20 protein-coding genes and 1 pseudogene are annotated in these 20,183 nt (G+C 33.1%); 19 read left to right on the top strand and 2 right to left on the bottom strand.

Annotated features, from left to right (window positions below; all coding sequences use genetic code 11):
- The 13 genes and pseudogenes from ABJI11_RS09920 to ABJI11_RS09860 form a co-directional block, all read left to right on the top strand.
- Positions 1 to 172, top strand: a pseudogene (locus ABJI11_RS09920) (hemolysin); the annotation flags it as partial.
- Between the two features lie 16 nt (positions 173 to 188).
- A complete protein-coding gene (locus tag ABJI11_RS09915; RefSeq protein ID WP_348351705.1) occupies positions 189 to 665 on the top strand; it encodes a methylated-DNA--[protein]-cysteine S-methyltransferase in 477 nt (158 codons plus the stop codon).
- A gap of 393 nt (positions 666 to 1,058) precedes the next feature.
- Positions 1,059 to 2,903 carry an AAA family ATPase gene (locus ABJI11_RS09910; RefSeq protein ID WP_348351703.1) on the top strand — a complete coding sequence of 615 codons (1,845 nt, stop codon included), beginning with the start codon at positions 1,059 to 1,061 and terminating at the stop codon, positions 2,901 to 2,903.
- A 157-nt stretch (positions 2,904 to 3,060) separates the two neighbouring features.
- The gene (locus ABJI11_RS09905; protein WP_348351701.1) at positions 3,061 to 3,777 is read left to right on the top strand and encodes a DUF6090 family protein; all 717 of its coding nucleotides are present in this window, start codon (positions 3,061 to 3,063) and stop codon (positions 3,775 to 3,777) included.
- 75 nt (positions 3,778 to 3,852) lie between these two features.
- Positions 3,853 to 4,275 (top strand): hypothetical protein, encoded by a 423-nt coding sequence (locus tag ABJI11_RS09900; RefSeq protein WP_348351699.1) that lies wholly within the window; start codon positions 3,853 to 3,855, stop codon positions 4,273 to 4,275.
- Positions 4,259 to 5,038 (top strand): tetratricopeptide repeat protein, encoded by a 780-nt coding sequence (locus tag ABJI11_RS09895; protein ID WP_348351697.1) that lies wholly within the window; start codon positions 4,259 to 4,261, stop codon positions 5,036 to 5,038. The genes ABJI11_RS09900 and ABJI11_RS09895 overlap by 17 nt, the downstream gene beginning before the upstream one ends.
- A 403-nt stretch (positions 5,039 to 5,441) precedes the next feature.
- Positions 5,442 to 6,347 (top strand): hypothetical protein, encoded by a 906-nt coding sequence (locus ABJI11_RS09890; protein WP_348351695.1) that lies wholly within the window; start codon positions 5,442 to 5,444, stop codon positions 6,345 to 6,347.
- A gap of 220 nt (positions 6,348 to 6,567) precedes the next feature.
- The gene (locus ABJI11_RS09885) at positions 6,568 to 6,735 is read left to right on the top strand and encodes a hypothetical protein (protein ID WP_348351693.1); all 168 of its coding nucleotides are present in this window, start codon (positions 6,568 to 6,570) and stop codon (positions 6,733 to 6,735) included.
- Positions 6,736 to 6,757: 22 nt separating this feature from the next.
- Positions 6,758 to 7,591, top strand: a complete 834-nt coding sequence (locus tag ABJI11_RS09880; protein WP_348351691.1) for an EcsC family protein — start codon at positions 6,758 to 6,760, stop codon at positions 7,589 to 7,591.
- 372 nt (positions 7,592 to 7,963) lie between these two features.
- Entirely contained in the window at positions 7,964 to 8,575 is a 612-nt protein-coding gene (locus ABJI11_RS09875; RefSeq protein WP_348351689.1) for a hypothetical protein, read from the top strand.
- A gap of 203 nt (positions 8,576 to 8,778) precedes the next feature.
- Positions 8,779 to 9,336, top strand: a complete 558-nt coding sequence (locus tag ABJI11_RS09870) for a hypothetical protein (protein ID WP_348351687.1) — start codon at positions 8,779 to 8,781, stop codon at positions 9,334 to 9,336.
- Positions 9,337 to 9,753: 417 nt separating this feature from the next.
- Entirely contained in the window at positions 9,754 to 10,476 is a 723-nt protein-coding gene (locus ABJI11_RS09865; protein WP_348351685.1) for a hypothetical protein, read from the top strand.
- Positions 10,477 to 10,838: 362 nt separating this feature from the next.
- Positions 10,839 to 11,294, top strand: coding sequence for a hypothetical protein (locus tag ABJI11_RS09860; protein WP_348351683.1), 456 nt, complete (start codon positions 10,839 to 10,841; stop codon positions 11,292 to 11,294).
- A 93-nt stretch (positions 11,295 to 11,387) separates the two neighbouring features.
- Here the strand turns inward: ABJI11_RS09860 and ABJI11_RS09855 are convergent, their stop codons facing one another.
- On the bottom strand, positions 11,388 to 11,744 hold the full coding sequence (locus tag ABJI11_RS09855; RefSeq protein ID WP_348351681.1) for a hypothetical protein: 357 nt from the start codon (positions 11,742 to 11,744) through the stop codon (positions 11,388 to 11,390).
- Positions 11,745 to 11,779: 35 nt separating this feature from the next.
- Between ABJI11_RS09855 and ABJI11_RS09850 the strand changes: the two genes are divergently transcribed.
- The 6 genes from ABJI11_RS09850 to ABJI11_RS09825 all read left to right on the top strand — a co-directional run bounded on the left by ABJI11_RS09850 (position 11,780) and on the right by ABJI11_RS09825 (position 17,841).
- Positions 11,780 to 12,094 (top strand): DUF6660 family protein, encoded by a 315-nt coding sequence (locus ABJI11_RS09850; protein WP_348351679.1) that lies wholly within the window; start codon positions 11,780 to 11,782, stop codon positions 12,092 to 12,094.
- Positions 12,095 to 12,180: 86 nt separating this feature from the next.
- On the top strand, positions 12,181 to 14,355 hold the full coding sequence (locus ABJI11_RS09845; RefSeq protein WP_348351677.1) for a TonB-dependent receptor: 2,175 nt from the start codon (positions 12,181 to 12,183) through the stop codon (positions 14,353 to 14,355).
- 173 nt (positions 14,356 to 14,528) lie between these two features.
- A complete protein-coding gene (locus tag ABJI11_RS09840) occupies positions 14,529 to 15,581 on the top strand; it encodes a hypothetical protein (protein ID WP_348351675.1) in 1,053 nt (350 codons plus the stop codon).
- A 29-nt stretch (positions 15,582 to 15,610) separates the two neighbouring features.
- Positions 15,611 to 16,084, top strand: a complete 474-nt coding sequence (locus ABJI11_RS09835; protein WP_348351673.1) for a hypothetical protein — start codon at positions 15,611 to 15,613, stop codon at positions 16,082 to 16,084.
- Positions 16,085 to 16,516: 432 nt separating this feature from the next.
- The gene (locus ABJI11_RS09830; RefSeq protein WP_348351671.1) at positions 16,517 to 17,239 is read left to right on the top strand and encodes a 3'-5' exonuclease; all 723 of its coding nucleotides are present in this window, start codon (positions 16,517 to 16,519) and stop codon (positions 17,237 to 17,239) included.
- Positions 17,240 to 17,331: 92 nt separating this feature from the next.
- A complete protein-coding gene (locus ABJI11_RS09825) occupies positions 17,332 to 17,841 on the top strand; it encodes a DUF3124 domain-containing protein (RefSeq protein ID WP_348351669.1) in 510 nt (169 codons plus the stop codon).
- A gap of 5 nt (positions 17,842 to 17,846) precedes the next feature.
- Here the strand turns inward: ABJI11_RS09825 and ABJI11_RS09820 are convergent, their stop codons facing one another.
- Positions 17,847 to 20,045: a S8 family serine peptidase gene (locus tag ABJI11_RS09820; protein ID WP_348351667.1), complete on the bottom strand. Its 2,199-nt coding sequence runs from the start codon at positions 20,043 to 20,045 to the stop codon at positions 17,847 to 17,849.
- Positions 20,046 to 20,183: the final 138 nt, after the last annotated feature.

The following is a 20,183-nucleotide window of genomic DNA, read 5'->3' as shown; positions in this document are numbered from 1 at the left end:
TTCTGTAAGTGGTATTGTAACAATGGAAGATGTTATTGAGACCCTTCTTGGGCTCGAAATAATGGATGAGAGCGACAATGTTGCCGATTTGCAGAGTCTTGCTCGTAAAAATTGGGAAAAACGCGCTCAGGCAACGGGAGTGATCGAAAAGCCTACATCACCAGACGAATAAATAGTTAAATACCAACATGGACGATGTTGCTTACATACATACACCCCTAGGCGTTGCCAAAATTATTGGCGATACTGACGGACTCTCAGCTGTTACCGTGCTTAATTCTGATGCCCCACTTACCGATGTTATACCAGAATCTTTAGAAGATGCCGTTTACCAATTGAACGAATATTTTGAAGGACTAAGAACCGAGTTCAATTTAAAACTGAACCCACACGGAACCGAATTTCAAAGGAAGGTTTGGGTAGAATTACAGAACATACCCTACGGAAAATCTAGATCCTATTTAGAGCTTGCAAAGTTATTGGGAGACCCAAACGCTACCCGAGCAGCCGCTTCTGCAAATGCCCGAAATCCGTTATGGATTGTAGTGCCTTGCCATAGAGTTATTGGATCCGATGGTTCACTTACCGGTTACGCTGGTGGGTTGCATAGAAAACAGTGGTTATTGAACCATGAAAGCCCTACAAAACAGCAAAGTTTATTCTAAAATCGCTGGTCTACTTCATCAAATAACAAACCACTTGGTTTGTTTAGTAATCAAAACACCTTATTCAATTAGTGCTCTTTGCATTTTACCGATACAATTGCGATTGCTGTCGTTGCTTTCTAGAACTCTTAACTCAATTTACAAGTAAAAAACAGACTGGTTGGTCGGTTTGCTGTTTTTAGTCATTTCTTACGGAGACTTAAATAATTTATTGGGATTATGGTTTCCCGTAATGGAATGTGAGATGGTAATTGTAGGTTTATTCTTTAATGGTATATTTAGTATACTGAAATATTAACTATTACGCATATTCCTTAATATTGGGGAATATTTGCAATTGTGCACATACACAATAGTTATGCGCAATAAAAACTAACGAACTGCAACAATATTATGGCAAAACTTTTCCCAGATATAAAGACAATTAAAAATCTTCATCAAAAACCAACAGAAGGAGAATTAGTATTGCTTAATTTTCTGCAGACGAATTTGAATGACGAATTTGAAATTTATTTTCAACCATTTATAAACGGTGATAAACCTGACATTGTAATACTAAAACGATTCGGTGGAGCAGTAATAATCGAAGTCAAAGACTGGGTTCTTGACCACTACTATATAGACAAAAATACTGATTGGCATTTAAAAAAGAATGATTGTAAGCTAAAATCACCACTATCGCAAGTAAAAAGCTATAAAGACAATTTATTCAATATGCACATTGACAATCTTTTGCCAAAAAGTATGAAAAACAAATACTATCAGGCAATTGTGAATACCGTTGTGTATTTTCATTGTGAATATGAGCATAGAATAAACAGTTTCATCCTTAATGACTTTGAGGATAAAAGGTATAATGGGTACAGGACGTTTGTTAAATATATTCAATGTTGGGGGAAAGATTCATTGAGCCAAAATAATCTAAATAATTTTCTATCTCTAACAAGGTTAAATCAAAAGTCAAAGCTATTTGATGATAGCTTATATGAAAGTTTTAAAAGATATTTACAACCACCACTTCATATGCTTGAAGAAGGTAAGGTTATTAATTATACAAAGGCACAAGAGGTTTTAATTAAAAGTGAACAAAGACCCCGCAGAAAAATAAAAGGATTAGCAGGAAGTGGTAAAACATTCGTTTTAGCAAAAAGAGCTGTAAATGCTTATTTGAGGACAAATTCAACTGTTCTGATTCTAACTTATAATTTGTCTCTTAAAAATTATATTCACGATAGAATAAATGATGTTCGAGAGGAATTTCCCTGGAAGAATTTTTATATAACTAACTATCACCAATTCATCAAAGCAGAAGCAAACAATTATGGTCTTGAAATTAAATCATTAAGCCCATTTTCTGATACAAAGTTTTTTGAACCTGTAAAAGATGAAATTAAAAAATATCAAGCTGTATTCATTGATGAAATTCAAGACTATACAACAAATTGGCTTGAAATAATTCATAATTATTTTATAGAGGAGGATGGAGAGTTTGTCGTATTCGGAGATGAGAAACAAAACATTTACAACCGAACACTTGATGAAAATAGAGACCCTAAAACTGTTGGTATTCGTGGCGATTGGAATAGGTCATTGAATATTTCAAAAAGGTTTGCAGATGAAATTGGTAGATTAGCTTTAGAATATCAGAAAGACCTAATGTCAAAGAAATACTCGATTGATGAATTGCAGATAATTTCTAATCCGACATTTGACTTCGACCAGAAGACTCTTAAATATTTCAATTTTGGTATTGAGACCACTGCCAAAGATTTATTTGACAAATATGCTGAGTTGGTAAAATTTTATAAAATACATCCTTCTAATGTTTGTTTTCTATCAGCTAAAGTGGACTATTTGAGAGAGGTTGATTATTTGATTCGTAGAGAACTAAAAGAAAAAACAATTACGACTTTTGAAACAAAAGAATTTTGGGACAAATTAAAAGAAGAGATTCATAGCAAATCGGATTTCAATAAAAAGATTGAAAATATAAGAAGAAATAAGAAAAATCATTTTTGGATGAAGACAGGAACAACTAAACTATCATCTATTCATAGTTATAAAGGTTGGGAGTCTCATACAGTGATATTATTGATTGAGCCAGAAGAAGGAGAAAACCAATTCGAAACCGTTGAATTGGTTTATACTGGTTTGACAAGAGCACAATTGAACTTATTTGTATTTAATATGGGAAATGATTTTTATGATAATTTTTTTGACAAGAAAATGAATAATTAAAGCGCATAACATTTTGTATAAGTAATGGCAGGCGATGTGACATATCAAAGTATGTATCTCGCTAAAACCTCGTAGCGGTTTGACAGTAAATTACTACGCAATCTGCCACTACTCATACAATTTATCGTTGTGCTTCATTATCTGAAAACACTAACCAATGATAAAATTCTTTAGAAAAATTAGACAGAAACTATTAACTGAAAATAAGTTTAGCAAGTATTTACTTTATGCCGTTGGAGAAATTGTATTAGTAGTTATTGGGATTTTAATTGCATTACAAATTAACAACTGGAATGAAAATCGAAAGCAACAAGCTGAAATTACTGATATTTATAAGCAGATTGTTCTTGACTTAGATAATGACATTGACGAGTTTTCAAACGTTATCAAATATTACGATTCTATAAAACCCGTTTACGATGCTGTCCTTTCAGATAGTAGAACTATAGATTTATTAGACAATGGATTATCTCGATTAATGGCTGGAGGTCCAATAACTAATATGAATAAAGGCGGTGTTGAACGCTTAAAATTAATTGCTTCTAAAGATAGTCTATCATTTCATTTGATTGACTTATATGATAGTGGAACATTCCTTAACACTTATGAGAAAAATATTTCTGATGAATGTTTGCTAGTTGTAAATTCATTTAGAGATAACCACAGTTGGTATCCTGAGTGGATAAGTAAAACAATAACAAAAGATAATAGTAGCAAGGAGCTACAAGATTATTTTATAAATAGTCAAGAATATAGACGCTATGTTATTAGTAGTTATCAGAAATTATATAATTCTTATATTCCAAATTTGGAATTCGGAATAGTTGAATTTAAAAATATAAAAAAATCAATTAAAGAACGAATAGATAAATAACGAAAGCACAACAAAGACCTAAGGTAAAAAACAAACAAATTCATCTTTAGCCTATACATATAGCATACCAACTAAATGAAAAACCTCCTATTCCTACTAACCCTTATTCCCTTTCTAGTCTTTTCGCAAGAAACTAACGACTGCGACGAAAAAACCATGCCCTACTGGGCATATGGTATAAATAGCAGAATAGAAGGCGAGAAACCTACCCTGAGAAACGCTTTTAAAAACATACAACTAACTGAAACCAACATAGCACCAAGTAGCGGTTTTATAACCTTAAGACTTAATATTTCTAAATCAGGCACTTTGTGTGATATAGAAACCTTTCAGATAGATGAAAATTACGAGCCTACAGTATTCAACAATGGCGAATTAATAACAGCATTGGAAACCATTGCACTGACTTTAACCAATTGGCAAAGAGACAGAGATTATAAGACCTACAACCTTATCAGGTTAAAAATTAAAAACGGAAAAATTGAAGAAATTTTTTAAATACCTACTCCTATTTTTAGTTTCCATTATACTATTTCTGGTTATTGGATCAACCGTTTGGTGGCATTTAAAATCAGATACGGAGAAATCTGACTTTCTGGTAGATGCACGTCACTATGAGAAAGCGTTGGAATACAACCCAGCAAATAGCGATGCTTGGATGGAGCGTTCCGTTTCCTATAACAAAGCCGGAGATTTCAATAAAGGGTTTGAATATTTAAACAAGGCTGTTGAGCTAGACCCCATTAAACACTTAGGGTACCGCGGGTGGATCAGATTGCGTAAAATGCGTGATTACGATAAAGCCTTACTAGACTTTGACAAACTTGATAATCTTACTCCAAACGTCACTGACGCACCTTGGGGCGAGGATATTGACTTTTTACGTGGAGAATGTTATTTCGGCAAAAAAGACTACCCAAGAGCCATTGAAATGTTTAACCGTAACATTAAAACGCAAAAAGAAGATTGGGTAGATATACACACGTTCGTCTACCTAGGACTTTGCGAATATGAATTGGGAAATTACGAAAAAGCAATAACCGAATTTCAACGCGCATTACGGCAATCGGAAAACGTACCAGAGTCCCACTTCGGTATAGCAAAAGCCCATGAAAAACTTGGAGATTTGGAAAAAGCCAAAACTCATATTCTCAAAGCAGAAAGTACTATAGCCAACAAACGAGATGATTATTACAACGAGTATTTAAACGAAATCCACCTCTCAGAAATAGTGGAATTTAAACGTGCTTTGGAGAACTAACAGAGCTAAAGAAGCGCAATAAACAGTAATGTCAGTTCTAAAATTGCTTGTTTAATCCTCTAAAAAACAAACCACTTGGTTTGTTGTGTGCTCAAAATACCCATTTAACTTCGTACACCTTGTATTTTGTCGATACAATGGTAATTGCTGTCGTTAGTTGCTACAATTACCAGCTCCTTTTACCAGTAAAAAACAGACCGGTTGGTTGGTTTGTTGTTTTTAAGCTAATTCTCTTCTGAGTGTTATTAATAACTAATTAGCCCTATACAATTAAAAGCAATTGTTGTTTTTCGTAATAGAAAGTTCTAAGCTAATTGTAGGTTTATTCTTTAGTGGTATATTAGTGAACAGACGAAATATCTAATTGCACAATAGTTGTAAGTCAATACCCAAAAAAAATAAAATGAGTATACTAAAGAAAATATTCGGAAATAAATCTACTCCTAAAAAAACCAAATTAAGAAAACAATATCTGGCTGGATGGGAGGTAAATTTAGATGGCAAAGAACATTGTCTCAGTTTCATTGAAACACAAATAACAGATAAACAAACAGCAGAAAGTATGTATTCTCATATCATTTTGACTTATGATGAAAATAACTTTTTAGAGTTTGCCGAATCCAAAGATGAGGATGGAAATAATAAAGAACTGATAATAAAAGACGACCAAATAAAATATAGGGATTTAAGAATTAACAAGATTTTCAATTTTGAAAAAACTGAAAATGGAGAAAACTGGATTGGTGGAAATATACCATCTAACTTTTCAATGCCGGCAAACAATTGTCCAGGCTCTTTTCAGTATCTAGGAAAATTAAGTAAAGAAAGTATAGCCTTTGATTGGCTTCCATTTGACATAAACCTTATTTGCCCAATATATTTAGATTTGGATAAAATATGGCTAGACTATTCTGAGCCGAATTCTCCCAAAATATTGAATTTAGAAAAAGTAAACTCTCTTTCTACAGCTTATGACGATTTAAAATCAGATTCATTTATAGAATACAATAAAATCCGTTTTACAACAAAAGAGGACAAAGCTATTGGTTATGAAATTGGATTTTCAGGAATACCTAATTGGATTCAATTTTCGGATATTCCAAGATGTCCAAAAACACATAAAACAATGAGGTTTTTATGTCAATTACAAAGTAGCGATGAGATAAAAACTAAAAAAACCAATATCGAACCAGCTGATAAATGGTACATACAATACTTTGAGAAAATGAATTTCTGGGGAGATGGAGATTTATATGTGTTCTTTGAGCCTGAATCAAAAATTGCTTGTTATATGATTCAAAACACTTAAAAATAAATGCCTTACAATACGGTGTATAAAATATAGCTAATAAGTGCTAAATTCAATGGTTTGTACTTATTTGCAAAGACCGCCAAATTTTGAAAATTGGCTTTTAAGATTTATAAGTTAAAACAAAATATAAAAATACGGCTCTGTAATTCCGATAAAATAGCGTCTATTTACACGCTACGTTTCATACACAAACACATTATCAAAGTTCAAATAAAGGATGATATTAAAAAGAATTTTATTGATAGCTATTTTGGGAGTAGTATTCTTAGGTTGCGAAACTGACTCGCTACCTTGTGAAGATGGGTATATAGAATTGCCAGGTCAAAATGGACCTGTTTGCGTGCCTGAAGGAGAGGTAAGAGCTATTGAAATATTAATACCCTAAGTTCAAATAAACGATAAATAATATGCTGGTTAAAAATACCATTTCTAGTGAAGATTTTGAAACCATTAAAAAGTGTAAAGCTTCAATGGAGCATATAGGTTGGGCTATAAAAGGAGTTAATATTGTTGGAAACTCTTTAGAAACAGGAGCTAGATTTATTCCTGAAAAAGCGTTAAATATCCTTCAAAAATCTACAGAAAAAATATTATTGGGTTTATTAAAGGCTAATCTCCTTACCATTTCAAAGAACAAACCGTTAAAAGAACCTTCTAGTATTACGTATAAAGCCATAGTTATTGGCTCAGGAACAGTTGGTGGTTTTTTTGGTTCAACTACGGGCATTGGAACAGCCATTTTCGCTTCTGAAATGACCATTACCACAAAGTACATTTTACGCAGTATTATGGATATAGCTAGAAGCCAGGGTGAGGATATTTATTCCCTTGAAGGGCAAATGCAATGTATGGAAGTATTTGCGTTAGGAGGCAAGTCTAAAGATGATGATGGTATGGATACAAGCTATTATGCAGCACGCGCTGCTTTATCATCAACTTTAAAGAATCTTACTTCGGCTAGCTTACAAGCGGCTATTAAGACTGCAGCAAATAGTTCTGTTGTTTTTGGTTCTAGTGCTATCAATAAATTCATCACCCAAATAGCAGCGAGATTTAGTGTATTAATTAGCGAGAAGTTTATGGCACAAGCTGTTCCAATTGCCGGAGCACTAGGTGGCGGATCTATGAACTTTATTTTTATCAATCATTTTCAGAAAATGGCAACTTCACACTTTACATTAAGAAGGTTGGAGCGTAAATATGGTGAAGATGCTGTGAGGAAGGCATATTCAAAAATCTAACATAGCTCTAATAATAATAAACCTGAAGGTGAATTTCCTACTCAAAAATAAACCACTTGGTTTGTACTACGCTTAAAACACCTTTTCCATTAGCGCTCTGTGCATTTTACCGATACAATTACAATGGCAATCGTTGATTTTAAACACACATAACACATTTTACCAATAAAAAACCGACTATTTGGTCAGTTCATTGTTTTCAGCCATTTCTGTTACATATGATTTTTATGATTGTGGTTTCATCCCACGGAAAGCGATAGTTAATTATAGGTTTATTCTTTAGTGGTATCTTAGCTAAGTAAGCTTTAATCTCTAAAACAGGAAATAAACGTACCCTATTCAGTTTATACGTACGTAGGCAATAATTATAGAATGCGACCTAGAAGTCTTAGAATATTTCAAAAAAGAAAAGGGATTTATATTTCTCCCGAAAAATTAGTCGCCATTTTTTGGACAGGCTTGGTATTTTTAATGGCATATTTAAGGCAATCTCACGGATATGATTTTAATGGTTGGGACACTACTCTATTAATTCTATGGCTAATTTATGTAATCGGACTTATGATTAGCACCTTCTTTCGCTATGAACGAGAAATAGGAACATATTGCGGTAAATTGACTTTTTGGGAAGACAGAATACAAGTGGACGAGGCAAATTATAACCTATCTCAAATATCAAAATTGGACTTTACCCAAGCATATGATATTAGGGGAATGTTTGTTAATTCTATGCTGGAATTCTCTCCACACTTGTCCAATGGGTTAAACAACCTAATGACTCTTGAACTGAAAAATGGACAAAAAATAAAATGTAATTTTTTACAAACCGAATCTGAAAGGCTGAGTCATTTTAAAGAAGTACTGACGCACTATCATAAAAATGGAATTCTTGGATGGTTACAACTTATTGACATATTAGGAATCGAAGATTATAATAAAATTCAGGACTTAAAAAAAGAAATAACTATTGCCAACACAACCTAAACGTAATGCGGACTTTAGGGCAAAACCGAAAGGTCTGTGTATATTTATAATGTCGCTAAATCTTATGGATTTAGCTTTGGAACAATAAAAGAAAAAGCAAAACAATAAGCTTTAGCTACGTCGGCAGACGGAAACGAAAAGTTTCCTTGCCTCCGCACTACGCTTAGCCCAACCGTTGACGGTAACATAAATCAAGTCTAAACATGGAAAAAATAAAATCAGAAATAATTGGTGTTTTAAATCAAGATGATAGATTTGAAGATTGGTGGAAAAGTAGTCCCATTAAGATTCCCTTTTTTGACTATAAAGAACTAGATGTTGTTTTCATTGATCTTATTCCTGATAAGGATGAAACATTTATAACTGAAGCAGATGAAGCTCTTAAATCTTTCTTAGAGAAGAGTTCAAGCGAAAGATTGGAAATATCAAATTATGTTTTTGATAATTGTGAAGAGTTTTTAGAAGCAATAGGATATGATGATGAAGATGAACATCTTTGGCAAATTAAAGATTCAAATAAAATTTGGGAATATGTTTATCCAAATCGTATTTATATCAGTCGTCGAAGTCGAAGAGATAAAGATATATATCTGAATATAGCCTGTAGATGTGACTGGGAACAAGAACATGGTCTTCAGTTAATTTTTAGAAAAGGAAAACAATTAACTAGGGTTAGTGGCCAAGATGGTCATTTGACAAGTTCAGATGCTTATGCTACAACCGATGAAGAAGACTTTTTATTGAGTCAATATAAAGAATGAAAATACCGCTAACAATGTATATGCGTCAATGCTCTCTTCTGTTAGAACAGTGCATATACGAGCCGTTACCAATAATTTAAAAAAACATCCAGTTTGAGAGAAAACACAACAGAATATTATGTTTACGTTTACATTGACCCAAGAAATTTTGAGGAATTCTATTACGGTAAATAAAAAATTTGGCGTTTATAGTAGAAAAGATAAAAGCAAAATATTAATATTTAGCTAAGTAATAAACCGAAACGATAGTGCTTATCATCTGCCCTACGTTTCTTAGCCCAATCGTCACCGCAAATTTTGAAATAAATTCACAAATACATATTAACCTTGAGCATATTAAGCAAACTTTTCAGGAGCAATAATCAAAAAAAGGATTTTGTCCTTAATGAATTCAAAGCCGAAATTGAAAAGCAAGGAATGAAAATTGAGTCAATAGACGAAACTGAATTGATTTTCATTGCCAAAGGTAAAATAACACTTAAAGTAAGTTTAGATAATATTAGACGAGATTATCTAAAGAACAATGATAAATCTATAATATCGGACTTTGCTAAAACTTTAAGGAATTACACTCTTGAAATGCCTAATAACTGGGCTGAGGCAAAAGAGAATATTTTCATTTCTTTATATCCCAGCGACTATGACTACAAGGATTTTATAAATCATAAATTGACCGATCAAGTCCATAAAATTTATATCCATAGAGAAAATGATATGCTAACTTGGATTTCATACAATGACATTGATAAGTGGAATATATCGGAATCTATTTTAAATGCTCAAGCGGAAAAAAATGGAGATAGAATTTTAGCCGAATCTACCATTGAATACGATACCATAGAAAACAAAAAACTAGGTATTCTGGAATCTAAATACAGTAATTTAAAAGGAGCTCTATTATTAGCACCCTCAATGAAGACAAAAATTAAAACCGATTTTAGTTTTCCGTTCTATGCTGTAATACCGGTTAGAGATTTTTGTTATGTTTTCTCTGAACAAGATTCTCTGTTCTTTTCACAACGGATTGGTCAAGTGGTTGTGGAAGAATTTAGAAAATCAGGCTATCCATTGACAACCGAACTTTTAAAATTTTCAGAAAATGGAATAGAAACTGTTGGCATTTATGATGAATCCGAATAAAAGCGAGTGGTAACAATATCTATAGCAAATAGAGCAAAAAAGTACTGAATTTAATGGCTTGGTATTATTTACTAAGACCACCAAATCTTTTGGATTTGGCAATTAAAAAATAGTTACAAAAGAAAAAGCGCCGGCTAGCAGGAGAGACGGAACCAAAAAGTTTCCTTGCCTCCGCACTACGCTTAGCCAAACCGTTAGGGGTCATTCAAAATTAAACTGCAAACTAATTCCATATATCAAATGGTGCAGAATTAAAATATTATCAAAAGAAAACCCATAGACAGATTAAATAATAAGTCTTAAATATCTAATTTGCCTATCAATCAAAAACGCAAACAGGTTATTCAGGCAAAGCAGGTAAAATGATTAAACAAAGATTAGTCTTAAACTTCGAAAATATTTTAAGAGCAAAAATATATTTCTTCTTAAAAAAGTCAATTTGGAAATATTTGATAATGACTTTAGTATTAGGATTTCTAAAACCAATTAGCGGATTGAATCCTATTGTTTCTGCTGTAATTTATTTTATAGGAATCAATGTTATATTATGGCCACTCCAATATTTGAGTGCTAAAACCTTTGCCAAAAAAATATCTTTTGATGCAGATGTTGAATTTAATGATAGAGAAATCTTAATTCATCATAACAACAAAGAATTAATAGAAAACAAAGATTGGAACTGGATAAAAAAGATAGATATCAACAAAAACAGAATTTGGCTAACGATTAACCAAAAACGACCTTTTGGAATTTCAATCCCAACAAACAAACTAAGTGAACAGGATATTGATTTCTTTAAACAAAAGTCAAATAAATAACGACCACTAACACTACATATTAGATCATAGCTACTTTCTTCGTTGGAGCGCCGTACGATATCATTTTACGTTGCCACACATTATGAAGAAACATTATGCAGTTAATTGAACATTGGGGAAATCATTTGAAAATTCATAATATCCAGACCGCAACATTCTTGGTTGAAAACATTGTTTTAAGAAAAGAATTTGAAGGCGCATGGCACAATGTAGCATCAGCTGGCGGTCACTAATACTGTTCTCAAAGTAACCGACCAAGCAGAGCTTAAAGAACACAACCAAATCTATACGCTGTTGACCGCTAACCCCATAAAAGCCATTCGTAAAGTCGTAGAGGAAACATAGGGCCAACACCTCTTTTAAACGATTGTAAAAGTTGTTCTCCAGAACCCGATTACTAAGTTGAAAACTGGAGAACAGTTTTTCTTGATAATCCTTCTTGCCTTGCATAACTAAAGTTAAGCATATTCACTATTTTTGCAGTAATGAAAATACTCTGTTCTATATTATCATTATATGTTTTTTTACTCTCTACAGTACCTTGCTGTTGGGACGATAATTGTAATGAAGAAGAGAAAACAGAATTAACAGAAAATCATTCAAAAGACCAACAAGATGATAGTTGCAATACCTGCTCGCCATTTTTTTCTTGTGGTACTTGCTCGGGTTTTGTTTTTATAAATTACTCGATCAACTTTAAGAAATTTCATATTACCAAAACAAAATTGGTATCGGTTTACAAGTCCAAATTCGCAAGTAACTTTTTTGCGAAAATTTGGCAACCTCCTAAGTTAATTTAATGATAAAAGTGGCTTCACCACTTTTTAAAAGCGGTATCAAATACCGTTAATCCTTTTTTACATCATTAAATTAAATCATTAGACAAATGAAACAAATCATTTTGCCTCTTTTGGCAATACTATATACGTCTTTGGCTTTTAGTCAAAATACATTCAAGGCCATAATCAAAGACACTGAAAGCAAAGAAACCCTTTTTGGTGCATCAGCCGTTTTACAAGGAACAACAAATGGCTCTAGTACAGACGAAAACGGTTATTTAGAAATTACAAATATTCCCAACGGACCACAGACCATTGTTATCAGTTATCTTGGTTATGAAGAGCAGAAACTACAATTTAGTTTTCCTTTATCAGAAACGCAGCCTATCAACATAGCATTGACAGAAAGCGAAGGAGAGAAATTAGATGATGTAGTGATTACATCTACACGTTCAAAAAGAACCATTTATAACATTCCTACACGAATAGAAGCCATTTCTGGAGAAGAACTTGAGGAAAAAGGAAATATGAAACCGGGCGACATTAGAATGATGCTTAATGAAAGTACCGGTATACAAACCCAACAAACATCAGCGACTTCTTATAATTCAAGTATAAGAATTCAAGGTTTGGACGGAAAATACACTCAAATACTTAGAGATGGTTTTCCTCTATACTCAGGCTTTTCTGGTGGTTTAAGTTTAATGCAAATAGCACCATTAGACTTACAACAAGTAGAAGTAATTAAAGGAGCTTCTTCAACACTTTTTGGTGGAGGCGCCATTGCCGGTCTAGTAAATCTTGTTTCAAAAAAACCAAAAGAAGAAAGAGAATTAAGCTTTATGCTTAATGGAACATCTGCATTGGGTTTAGACGCAAGTGGTTTTTACTCTCAACAATTCAATAAAATAGGTACAACCATATTCGCTTCTTATAATTTGGGTACACCTTATGACCCAGCTGATATAGGCCTTACGGCTATTCCTAAATTTACACGCTATACTTTAAACCCAAGAATATTTATTGATTTAAGTGATAAAACTTCAGTGAACGTAGGTTTTAACAGCGTAAAAGAAGATAGAGTTGGGGGAGACATTGAATATATTAAAGGCAACCGTGATGAAGAGGATGTTTTTTTTGAAAAAAATACTACTGACAGATTTAGCACGCAATTAGGTATAGAACACCAACTGAACGAAAATTCTAATCTGGCATTAAAAAACAGTATTAGCCTATATGACCGAAGCATTGAAATACCTGATTTTTTATTTTCTGGAGTTCAGACATCGTCTTTTAGTGAAGCAAACTACACGACCAGAAATACCACATCTGAGTGGATAGTGGGGCTAAATCTTTGGACAGACAAATTTACCCAAGATCAATTGAACAATACAGAAGCCATAGATTATAATCACATTACAACAGGTGCCTTTATACAAAATACTTGGAACGCAACAGAAAAATTTGTGCTAGAGACGGGTATACGAGGTGATTATCAAAATGAATATGGTTTTTTTGCTTTACCAAGAATTTCTGCATTGTTAAAAATTAATCCGAAATTATCAATGCGACTTGGTGGTGGTTTGGGTTACAAAACACCAACCGTTTTTACCGAAGATGCAGAACGCATACAATTTAGAAATGTATTGCCTATAGATGTCCCAAATACAAAAGCTGAACAGAGCATAGGTAGTAACTTTGATATTGATTACAAAACTCCGTTATCAGACAATTTATTTTTCAGTATAAACACCCTATTCTTCTATACTCAAATAAAAGACCCGCTAATTCTTACTCCTTTAAGCAATGGATCCTATGAATTTCAACAACCCGATGGTTTCATTGATACAAAGGGTGTAGAGACCAACGTAAAGCTAGCTTATAAAGACCTGGCTCTCTTTGTAGGGTATACATTAGCAGACGTAAACGAGCATTACAATGACACCAAGAGTACATTCCCTTTAGTTTCAAAACACCGCTTAAACAACGTATTGATGTATGAGGTAGAAGAAAAATGGAAAATAGGGCTCGAAGCCTATTACTTTGGTCCACAACAATTAAATGATGGTGCCACTGGTGAACAATATTGGCTTTTTGGGTTTATGGCAGAAAAACTGTGGAAAAACTTCTCAATTTTCATCAATTTCGAAAACTTTGGAGATACAAGACAAACTAGGTTTGATACCATTTTTACGGGTTCCATCTCTAATCCTGAATTTAGAGATATTTACGCCCCAGTTGATGGGTTTGTGGTAAACGGAGGGTTTAAAATCAAATTATAGTTTATCTACTGGATATGATTTTTATGATGATGTTTTTCCGACACGGAAGATGACACTTAATTGTAGGTTTATTCTTTAGTGGTATATTAGTGACTAATTCTAAGAATCAATTACATATATCCATGTATGGTTGAGCATATACTTAATTGAACCTATATACGATTGTTAAAATTATGAAACTATCTCAATACCTTTTAATCTTTCTAACTATTATTTTTGTCTCTTGCACCAATGACAAAGATGAAATAGAGAGTGTCTATTTAGACTACAAAAATGCTCTAAAAAAAGACAATGGAAGTGAAATCATCAATCTTCTGGACAAGAATTCTCATGTATATCTTAAAAACTTACATGCTAAAATCATTTCATCCGATTCTTTTGAAATTTCAAAAATAAAATATATAGATAGGTTTAACATACTTTCAGCTAGGTCTCTATTATCAAACGACTCCTTATCAAGCCTCAAAACAATAGATTTATTTGAAACTTTATTTTCAAATGGTCGTTTTGAGTATCATAAATCTCTTTATAGAGATTATCATATTATGAAAACGAGTTTCAATGGGAATAAAGGAGTTCTCACTCTAAATAATGGGTTAAAAATTGATTTTAACAAAGAAAATGATCAATGGAAAATTAACTATAAATCAATTAACGATTCGAAAAATGATATTCTCAAAGAAGCTTTAAGTTTTGTTAATGTAAACAACCTGCAGAAATATAAAACCAACGCGATAAATACTGTTTTACTTAGAGAAATAGGACCAAAAACGACAAAACCATTTAATTTGCTTTTTTGGCCCTTGCATAATAGTATAGACGATTTATACTTTAATTATCATTTTTCTGAAAACCTTGAATGTAACCAAAACCAAACTTGGGCCTCAGTTAATAGACCAAGAATATTGTTTTTTTTATCTGATTCTGAATTAGATAAACAATTTTATTCAAAATTTGAAAAGAGTATTGAATTTAGAAAATTCTGTAAGAATAATTATAGCGTGACAGCATTAACTAAAGATTGTTTTTCTGGTTATAAATACTTTAAAAAATTTAATATTGGAACAGTACCACGCATGATTGTACTAAATGAAAATAACCAAGTGATTCAAGAATCAGGCGGCTATTTCATTACCCCTGAAATGTTCATTGAAAACTTTGACAAATCTGGTGAAATTAATTACGATATATCAAAAATTCAGAAAAAAGCTAATGCTGACAAATAGCCTTTGTAAATATGTAACGGTAATTTAAAATGAAAAAAGATTTAATACAATTACATTCTTTTAGAGCCAAATTTATTCTAAATTTTTATCTAATTATTATAATATTAGGAATATACGGTATCTACAAAGCCATCGTAGATTGGGAAAATATACTAAGAAATCAAGAGTACTTTTATCTATTTATGATGTTAGTTCTAATAGTTACAGGAATTGTACTTTATTCCATTTCCTACATTGGATATTACGATTCTAAGAAACATTTAATAATTTTAAAAAAGCCTTTTTTTGAAAATGAGAAGGTCATTAAGCTCGAAAATATTTTGACCATTGAAACTACTCGACTTATGGTTGTGACACATTTTAAACATCTAAAAATCAAAATTAAAAAACCCAATAATGATATTAAATCTTATTACATTATGAAGGGTAGTTCTCTATTTGGAGATGATGAAAAAATGTTGAGGGAAGCAATCATAAAAAGGAAATTGGGAATTAAAAACTAATGTTTATATAACCATAAAAAATACATAATACTTTTTAAACCATATGTTTACGTTTTTTATGAAGCCCTCAAATCTTAGTATGGATTATGCTTTAAACAAGAAAAAAAACAAAAAGATTTCGCTATCTACGCGTCAGAATGCAAACCCTAGTTAGCACCCCGCACTGTTCACAGCCAAATTATTGCGGTAAAATTCAGTATAAATGAGAAAGTGATTTTTAAAACAAAAGATTAAAAAATTCTTATCTAAATATCCAGGAATCGTTAAGAAAATTCAAAATAAAGAATTGAAAACTATTGAAGAAGTTGGGTAGAACGTAATAATGTAAATGTGATATACTGGAAATAAACATTACCAATCAAACACAAAATTCAAAAAAAGGGCTTAAGCGAAATTGTGTTAATTTCCTACTTATTAGTATCTTACCTTTCTATGCCCGATAAAATACATCTTGATAATATCTTATTTTTAGATATAGAAACCGTACCAGAAAAAAGCTCGTTTGATCAACTTGACGAAACAACAAAAGAACTGTGGGCACACAAATCTCAGTACCAACGTAAAGATGCTATTACTGCAGAAGAATTTTACGAGCGTGCTGGTATATGGGCAGAATTCGGTAAGATTGTTTGTATATCCGTAGGGTATTTTACCTTTCAAAAAGAGGAGCGTAGTTTTAGAATAACCACGTTTTATCGTGAAGAGATCAAATTGCTACAAGATTTTAAAAATCTATTAGACGAGCATTTTAACCATGTAAAGCATGTACTCTGCGCGCATAACGGTAAGGAATTCGATTTTCCGTACATAGCCCGTAGAATGATTATTCACGGTATATCATTACCTCAAAAACTAGACCTGTTCGGTAAAAAACCATGGGAAGTTCCACATATAGATACCATGGAGCTTTGGAAATTTGGAGATTACAAACATTATACTTCACTAAAGCTAATGGCACATGTACTGGGCATACCATCGCCCAAAGAAGATATTGACGGCAGTATGGTACGCGTGGTGTATTACGAGCAAAACAATTTAGACCGTATTGTTACCTATTGTGAGTTAGATGTACTCACTACGGCACAAGTGTATTTAAGGCTTAGAAATCAACCGCTATTGACCGATAACGAGGTAAAGAAGGTAGCTAATGAGTAGTATGACGTTAAAATTAGCATCAGCCGATATAAAAATAGGACTAATGGTGTAATTTTGTTGGTACCATCATTTGTTGTAAACAAACCATACGTATGAAAAAAGTCATCTTATTATTCTCTGTAGTTGCTCTATTGGCAAGTTGTGTACAAGAAAAGGAAATAAGTTCTATACATCCTGAAAACTGGACAAAGAGACAAGCAACCATTAATGCTAAAGATTCTTTGGAGAATGGTAAGTCTTACTTATCTATCTATTCTCAAATTTACAGTAGTTCTGAGCATAAGACACATAATTTAACTGCGATGGTAAGCCTACGTAATACTAGTGACGTAGACACTATTTACATTACCAAGGCAGAATATTTTGATACTCATGGCGTATCATTAAGAAGTTACTTTAGTCATGCTATTTATTTGGCACCATTAGAAACTGCCGAAATCATCATAGATGAAATGGATGTTGAAGGCGGTACCGGTTCTAACTTTATTTTTGAATGGCATGCACCAAAAGATTGTCCTGAACCCTTATTTGAAGGCGTAATGAACTCTACCGTTGGTCAACAAGGCCTTTCTTTCACCACACAGTCTAGAAGAATAAAGTAACCCTTCTAATACTTATAGAATTTTGTGCTTTTGTTGATATCAGCATCTTGAATCTGTAATACGTATAGACCAGAAGGTAAATCAGCTACATTAATTCTAGAACCTGAAGCTTTGTCCATTTTTAATGCTACACCGCTTGTACTCATAATTCTATAGGTAGCGGTTTCTGAAGTTGTTACATTTAACTGAATTTCATCTACCGCAGGATTTGGATACACACTAAATGGAATTTCTGAGTCTGCACTTAAAGCATATAATGTTTCTAACTCTGTTTCTTCCCCTTCAAAAGTAAAAGTTACCACTTCACTAAATTCAGAAGCTATGTTTTGAGAGCAGAAAGTTCTTAATCTAAAAGAATATGTAGTGTCTGTCAATAAGCCTTTCCAGTTAAAGTTATTTACCGAAACGTATTCTGTAGTCCAGTTCTCTTGGTAAACTTCTTTATACTGAATTTCATAAAGCCCATCTTCTGAAGCGTTCCAAGCTAAGGTTACATTGGTCATTTCAGTTTCATCAAGACTAACTTCTGGAGCATTAATAGAACAAGTAGTCATCTTTACACCAGAAACGATCAATGAAAAATCTTGCATATCGTTAACTAGCTCTCCCTTATGGGTAACCGTAATGGTATACGTACCACTAGCATTTGGTATTTCAACTCTTTCAAAAGGATCTACTTTATTATCACCTTTAGTAGCATTGCTTTCAGCCTTTGCAGGGTTTAATTTCCAAGGTAAAAATGTCTGTCCGTTTTTTGTAACTCTAATATCAAGATCGTTTACCAAGGCCGCAGTGGTATTGTTCAACTCTCCTGAATTAATGTAGCTAGATTGTACATCGGTCCAAGAAATTGAAGCGATCAATGTTTCGTTACCTTCTGCAGTAACATCAAAAGAAAAAGAGTTTCCGTTTTCTAAAGACTCTTCTGCAATGTGGCTAGAAAAATCTTTGTTGTTCAATACCTCGGCAGCTGTTTTTGAATTCATAATTCCCCAACCTAATTTATAATCTGGTCCTAAGGCATCAACATCATCGGCAGTATGTAAAGCCAAACCTTTTAAGGTCGCCGCTTTCATATACTCACCAAATAGTTCTTTATTATACTGTTGTAATAACAATAATGACCCAGTAACACCCGGCGTCGCCATAGAAGTACCAGAAGAAGTCTCGTAGCTAGTATTGCTAGCAGCATCTGTAGAAAGTACAGAACCACCGTTACCTGCAATGTCTGGCTTTATTCTACCATCATCAACAGGACCAAAACTACTATAAGCACAAACATCGGCATTCTTTAAGTCTCCGTTTCCGTCAATTTTAGAATTTGCACCGGCAACGGTAATATTATTCTTTGAAATTGTAAAACCTAACAGCACATCAAAGCCATCTGCAGATTGACCGTACATAGGGTCTAAGTTGTTTCTGCTTTTTTGTGCGTTACCTGCAGCGGTTACCATTAGATAGTAAGGTGCATTATACATTATCTTGTCCCAATCTTGTGCAACTTTAGTGTAAGCACCAAAATACCAATCTGGTACGCCACTTGCTTTAATACCGTAAGAATGGTTAGAAAGAAGAAGTCCTTCCGCAGCAGCTTCGGTAGCTTCAATTTTATCTCTTGTCCAATCATAAGAAACCACTTTCGCCTTATTTGCTACACCTTTTGCATCATTTTTAAGTCCCGTAGAAATAATACTACCCGTTACATGAGTTGCATGTGCATCTATTTCAAGACTTTCATCGCCAATTGAAACTCTAGAAGTATATTCAATATGATTCTCTAAAGCAACACCGGCATCCCAAACTCCTACTTTCATGCCATCACCATCTAAATTCAAACCCATTGAACCATTGGTATTTAAGGTACTAGCCCTAGAAGCTAACCCAGCTTGATCAGAATACGTTTCGTAGTATAGAGGACTACCATCAGCACCTATACTCTGCAGTTCTACTTTTTTACCGTTCGCTAATGTTTCCTTGATTTTCCAATTCTTCAATTTAGCTACTTCTTGAAGTTGCGTTCTTTCAATAGCATACTCAGAAACCAAGTTAGCCTTGAAATTTGCCAATTCTGTCTTCTTATTTTTGGCAGCAATTTTTAAACGTTGTTGAGAAGTTTGGGCAGTAGCAATAGTTGCAGTTGAACAAACAAAAAACAGTATCAATAGCATACTACTTATGCGGTAGTTTGGGTTGTAGGTAGACATCGTAGGTATATATGTAAGATTTGGACTACAAATATATAAACCAGACTGAGTGCTCGATGAATGAGCACTTTTATTCGATGAATTACCTAAGCATTATGTTTAACCTGTTGTGAAAACATCAATTTTTGATGTGTAAGA

The organism is Maribacter sp., assembly GCF_039968975.1.
In the GTDB taxonomy this organism is placed as follows: domain Bacteria; phylum Bacteroidota; class Bacteroidia; order Flavobacteriales; family Flavobacteriaceae; genus Maribacter.
This window is presented reverse-complemented; position numbering and strand designations above follow the sequence as displayed.